Source organism: Pseudomonas avellanae BPIC 631 (assembly GCF_000444135.1).
In the GTDB taxonomy this organism is placed as follows: Bacteria; Pseudomonadota; Gammaproteobacteria; order Pseudomonadales; family Pseudomonadaceae; genus Aquipseudomonas; species Aquipseudomonas avellanae.
This window is the reverse complement of record NZ_ATDK01000525.1, coordinates 1-1,175: the sequence shown is the minus strand read 5'-3', so window position 1 is coordinate 1,175 and position 1,175 is coordinate 1. Positions and strand designations below refer to the sequence as shown.

General features: G+C 53.5%; 1 protein-coding gene. It reads left to right on the top strand.

What is annotated here, in order from left to right; genetic code table 11:
* Positions 1-192: 192 nt before the first annotated feature.
* Positions 193-933, top strand: coding sequence for a phosphatase PAP2 family protein (locus DW49_RS0124325; RefSeq protein WP_005620269.1), 741 nt, complete (start codon positions 193-195; stop codon positions 931-933).
* The last annotated feature ends 242 nt before the right edge of the window (positions 934-1,175 follow it).

Here is a 1,175-nt window from a genome sequence, read left to right as displayed (position 1 = left end):
TGGCCAAACTGGATCGTGATGCGTTCTTCAATGCTGAGTTCATGATATGACATAGGTTCACCGTACCGGATTGGTCAGGTGTTGCGCTCAGTTTTTGCCGCCGCCCCTATTATCAACAAGGCTCATGACACACTTTGAGACAAACCGTCGCACACAATGACCGCGACACGCCCTTCATGATTTGGATTCGATATGTCGAAAACCGTCGCGCCACCCTACTCTCGCCCAATAAATCCATGGATTTACCTGGGTATCCCCGCCGTCGTCGCATTGATCCTCGTACTGCTTGAACTGACCTCGCTGGACATGGATATCGCCAAGCTGGCTTTCGACCCCGTCAGCGGGCAATTCATTGGCAGGCACAGCTATTTTCTGGAAGACATCCTCCACGACCGCGCCAAACAATTGGTCATGCTGTTCGGCGTACTGGCGATGATTGGCTTTGCAGCATCCTTCAAGGTACAGCGGCTGATGCCGTGGCGCAGAGAGCTGGGCTGCCTGGTGCTGTCCATGGCGCTTTCAACCGCTTTCGTCACTCCGGTGAAAGTGGTGACCTCGGTACAATGCCCATGGAGCCTCACCGAGTTCGGCGGCCAGGAAACCTACAGCGAACTGCTGAGCCCACGCCCTGCCACCGACAAGCCAGGGCGCTGCTGGCCAGGTGGTCATGCGGCCACCGGCTTTACCCTGTTCGCGCTGTTCTTCATGCTGCGTGATCGCCGGCCACGTCTGGCTAAATTGGGACTGATTGTAGCGTTTGGACTGGGATCGGTATTTTCTGTCGGGCGCATGCTGCAAGGGGCGCACTTCTTTTCCCATAACATCTGGACGGCGGTGTTTTGCTGGTTGATCTGTCTGGGGGTTTATTACTTTGTGCTGTACAGGCCGGAACCAAATGGCTCATCGAATTCAGAGGAAAGTGTAGCTGGCTGATGCCACACACATGCAAAGTCTGATATCGCTTGAGCTAGGCTACAAGGACAAGAGGTTCCCTACGCCAGGCAGGGAATCTCTAGTAGCCAAATGAGTACCGTCCATAAAGCTCGCCATATTCACCGACTAGTGTGCTGTCTCAAAAATAAATGCTCTGTAAAATCGTCTATTCTTGCTCGTTGATTACACCGTTGGAGGCGAAGAAATGAGCGCCCAAGATATCGTCCTGAGTCCTGAAGAAA